Origin of the sequence: Dialister sp. UBA1703 (genome assembly GCA_002320515.1) — a bacterium.
In the GTDB taxonomy this organism is placed as follows: domain Bacteria; phylum Bacillota; class Negativicutes; order Veillonellales; family Dialisteraceae; genus Dialister.
In genome coordinates this window covers 1-4182 of sequence record DCJJ01000172.1, presented here as the reverse complement: position 1 = coordinate 4182, position 4182 = coordinate 1, and the positions used below count along the sequence as shown (strand labels likewise).

Genomic DNA, 4182 nt, shown 5'->3' with positions numbered 1-4182 from the left:
CGGCGATTTCCATGAGGACTGCGTGAATATGATTATGACGGACCTTATCCGTCTTCTCCGTCCCCGCTACATTGAAGTATGGGGCAAGTTCCTCCCCCGGGGCGGCCTTTCCATTGATCCATTCTGCAACTACGGCATCCCCGGCACGGAATGGAAGGACTTCGCCCGTTTCCGCCTCCTCCATCATGATATGAATCCGGAGAAAGTGGATAACAGGTAGATTCTGCGCTCTTCGAGCGCAGAAGGGGCGCGCCTGTCGGCGCAGGNNCGCAGGTTGTGTAGAAAGGTTGTGGAAAAAGGTTCTTAAAATCGACCGGCCTGTGGGGCCACTGGGTGGCCCGGGTTCAGAGGGTCCAGAGGGGAATTATTGCCCTTCGGGCAATAATTATAAAGTCAGCGTTACGGGACTTGCATTTGTGTCACTATGGCCCCCGTCATTTCGAGCGGAGGTACAAGCCGATATGATTCCATAGTTTCATGGAGCCAGTGAAACGGATCCGAGAAATCTCCCTCCAGAATGTACCTTTTGTCAGGCAGTTCTTGGCTTATCTTCTGACCTATCTTCAGGGCTTCGCCCAGCTCCTTCCTGAGGAAGGAGCCTGGCTGCTCGACACGTAACGTAGTGCTGCAGCTCTCTTTCCTAAACGTCTCTTCTTACTTGTCATTCCAAGCGAAGTGAAAAGCCTCCGTATTGGCTGTAAGTGACTTCAACCAGCCCACTATTCACCAGCACACCAGCACACTAGTACACTAAAAAAGCACCCCCAGCAGGGTGCTTTTTTTACATTCCCATTCTGACCCGTCCGTAAATAACTACGGCGGTAATGATAAGTATAAGGACCATGAAGAGGTAGTCTTTTCCTTTAGGCGCCACGCTTTCCATGAAGGTTCTTCTGGAGCCGCCGAAGCCTCGGAGTTCCAGGGAGAGGGCCATGGTTTCGCTTCTTCCCAGGGAGCGGAGCATGAGGGGTCTTACGATGGACATATACCGTTTGACCTGTTTGAAGAAGTTGCCTTTCACTGCCAGGCCGCGGCAGGCCTGGGCTTCGGAGACGGCTCTGTCTTCTTCGATGAAGTCGGGGATGAAGCGGAGGCCGGCAGTGAACATGAAGGCGTATTCATAGGGAACTTTGAGCTGGCGCACCATGGCGGCGGTAAGGTCCTGCAGTTTCACAGTGCCCAGGAGGTATATGAAAATGATGGTCATGCCCAGCATGCGAAGGGCTGCCACCACCGATTCTTCGGTGCTGCCGCCGCCCAGTTTTTCGATGGCTCCCAGGAGGGCGGCAAAAATGATGAGCATAATAAGGGCTTTCAGGTTTTTGAAGAGTTCGCCGGAAACGAGAAGGATGAGCACTTCCAATGCGCAGAGGGCAAGAAGGCTTTCCGGCCGGTGAAGCACAATGGCCCATACGGCAGTGCCCAGGGTTAAAAGGATTTTTGTCAGGGGTACCAGGTTTCTCATAAGGCAACGCCTCCTTTCCGTTTCATAAATTCCCTGCAGAAGCTGTCCATGTCCCGGCAGTAGGGAGCGCCGGGGAGTCGCCGTCCCAGAAGGACTGCCGGCGGATAGGCAAGGCCCCAGTCTTCGGGCCTGTTGGCTTCGGAGAAAAGGATTTCCGGCTTATCGTCAAAGACGGCTTTATGGCCTGCAATGACTACCACCCTGGTGCAGTCCCTTGCTACGATGTCCATGTCGTGGGTAACAAGGATGATGGTAATGCCCTTCTGCTGCAGTCTTTCCATTAATGCCATGAGTCTTTTCTTTTCCCTGCCGTCCTGTCCGCTGGTAGGTTCGTCCAGCACCAGGTACTCCGTATCCATGGCCAGGGCGGAGGCAATGGCCACCCGCTGCTGGTCGCCCCGGGAAAGGGTTCTGGGGTATTCGGAAGAAAGGCTTTCGGTGTCTGTGTCCGCCATGGCGCGGTCGATGGCCTCTTCCAGTTCCTGTCCCCGTTTCCCCTGATGCAAGGGTCCGAATGCGATTTCTTCCCTTACTGTGGGCATGAACATCTGCCGGTCCGGCTGCTGGAAAACGTAGCCGATGAAACGGCTTCTCTTCGAAGCGTCTTCTTTCGTCACATCGGTGCCATTATAGAGGATGCTGCCGGAAGCAGGTTTTTCCAGTCCCGTGAGAAGGCGGGTAATGGTGGTCTTGCCGCTTCCGTTTCTGCCGGTAATGGCTACGAATTCTCCCCTGTCAAAGGAGAGGGACACCCCGTCCAGTACCAGGGGCAGGTTTTTGGCGTATCGGAAGGATACATTTTTCAGCTCAAGCATGGTCCCTTTCTCCTTTCTCGAAAGAACTCATGACGGAATGCTCTGCGTCATGGATATTGAGGAATGGTTTTTCAAAGGAAATCCCTTCTTCTTCCAGTGTCAGCTGGGTGCGGTACATGTCCGGAATGGCTTCTTCATAAATGTGGTCCTTCTTCATAACCCGCATCACCTCTTCCGGTGTACCCTGGCTGATAATCTTTCCCTTATTCATAAGGATAAATTTCTTCGCATAAGGCAGGGCCGCTTCCAGATGGTGCTCTGCCACAATCACCGTGAGTCCTTCCTTCCGGTTCAGCTCGCCCACCATTTCGTAAAATTCGCGGATGCCTTCGGGATCCAGCGCAGAGGTAGGTTCATCGAATACCAGTACTTCCGGTTCTTCCGCCAGCACCGCAGCCACCACCAGACGCTGGCACTGGCCGCCGGAGAGGGTGGATACCTTCCGTTCTTCCAGTCCGTCCAGATGTACCTTGGCCAGGGCTTCTCTGGACCGGCGGCGGATTTCATCCGGCGGAAAACCATGGTTCTCCAGGGTGAATGCCATTTCCTCCCCCACCGTCAATGTGACGATCTGGGCCTTGTAGTCCGAAAGGATGACGCCGATAGAAGAAGCCAGATCCGCAATGGAATGCTGGGTCACCGCCTTGCCGCCGGTGAACACCATGCCTTCCATGGTGCCGCCGTAGTAATGGGGAATGGCGCCGGCCATGGACATGAGGAGCGTGGTCTTTCCTGCGCCGTTGGGGCCGGTAACCACTACGAAATCTCCCTTTTCCACAGCCAGGGACACATCATCCAGCGCCTTCTTTTCAGAGAAAGGATAGGTGTAGCTGAGATGTTCCACAGAAATAACCCCTTCCTGCTGAGGAACCAGGGTAAGACCGCTGTGGTCGCTGTCTTCCACATCCGACTCCGCCATGTAGTGCATAGATTTGAAAAGCCTGAGGGCCGGGAAATAGAGGAAAGGCGTAATAATGCCGTTTCCTACGCCCACCATGGCCACGGCAGGGAGCATACCGTAGAGGTATACCTTCATAGGAATGCCCATGACCAGGGTCAGGATAGAAACAAAGGTGAAGCCGGACACGCAGGTGGTAATAAATCCTGCAATGGCGGGACGGAGAGAAAACTTTCCGATTTTGATAGGCGGCACGGAATGGGCAAAGAGGCCTGCCACATAGGCACCGAAGAATTCAGAAGCAAAATCGCCGTAAGGGAAAGCGGACTTACTGGTAAACACTTCCATCAGCGCCGCCACCATGCAGATGCCCAGACACTGCTTGTAGCTGGGCTTCGTCAGAAGGATGGCCACCACATAGCAGGCAATCATCCAGTTCGGCGTAAAGCCCGCCACCGACGGGGACACCAGATGGAGCAGCATGCCGATGGCCAGCATGAGCGTGGAAATGGTCAGCCAGCGGAACCTTCCTCCCCTCGCTTTCGTAAAGACAAGCTTTGATACGTCCATGACCTGTTCCATATGAACCTCCTGTAAAATAAAAATCCTTCCATCCCTCTGCTCTACGCAAAGGGACGAAAGGATATATTCCGCGGTACCACCCAGATTGGCAAATGCCCAGCTCTTCTTCCTCTAACGGTGAACTCCGTCTGCTTCTACCCCATCCGGCTCGAAACAGCACCTCCCAGGCCCATTCATCGAGACTGCCATACCGGACTTCCACTTGCGCCGGCTCCCTTGGATGGCTTCCGTCAGGACTACTCTTCCTGTTCAAAGGCTTTATATATGAAATGAGTATAGCACCCTCCGGGAATGGTGTCAACGGGAAAGTGAGAGGGGGATAGAGAAAGGTAAGTGTCAAGTTTTCCTCGGTAATTCATTTGACTGTCGATGATTACTATCTCCGTGGCTTCGGTTTTATCAGTATTTCTGTATAGCTCTGG

General features: G+C 53.8%; 4 protein-coding genes, 1 pseudogene and 1 other annotated feature. Of the genes and pseudogenes, 1 reads left to right on the top strand and 4 read right to left on the bottom strand.

Annotated features, from left to right (window positions below):
- Positions 1 to 220, top strand: a pseudogene (locus B2Y11_RS08385) (NADPH-dependent 7-cyano-7-deazaguanine reductase QueF); the annotation flags it as partial.
- A 561-nt stretch (positions 221 to 781) separates the two neighbouring features.
- Here the strand turns inward: B2Y11_RS08385 and B2Y11_RS08380 are convergent.
- The 4 genes from B2Y11_RS08380 to B2Y11_RS08365 form a co-directional block, all read right to left on the bottom strand.
- Positions 782 to 1465, bottom strand: coding sequence for an energy-coupling factor transporter transmembrane component T (locus B2Y11_RS08380; RefSeq protein WP_291058006.1), 684 nt, complete (start codon positions 1463 to 1465; stop codon positions 782 to 784).
- The gene (locus B2Y11_RS08375; RefSeq protein WP_291058005.1) at positions 1462 to 2280 is read right to left on the bottom strand and encodes an energy-coupling factor ABC transporter ATP-binding protein; all 819 of its coding nucleotides are present in this window, start codon (positions 2278 to 2280) and stop codon (positions 1462 to 1464) included. The genes B2Y11_RS08380 and B2Y11_RS08375 overlap by 4 nt, the downstream gene beginning before the upstream one ends.
- Positions 2273 to 3760 carry a tryptophan transporter gene (locus B2Y11_RS08370; RefSeq protein WP_291058004.1) on the bottom strand — a complete coding sequence of 496 codons (1488 nt, stop codon included), beginning with the start codon at positions 3758 to 3760 and terminating at the stop codon, positions 2273 to 2275. The genes B2Y11_RS08375 and B2Y11_RS08370 overlap by 8 nt, the downstream gene beginning before the upstream one ends.
- A gap of 46 nt (positions 3761 to 3806) precedes the next feature.
- Positions 3807 to 4022 (bottom strand) — a binding site (T-box leader).
- The coding region (locus tag B2Y11_RS08365; protein WP_291058003.1) for a hypothetical protein at positions 3997 to 4182 on the bottom strand (186 nt) is incomplete at its 5' end. It overlaps the preceding feature by 26 nt.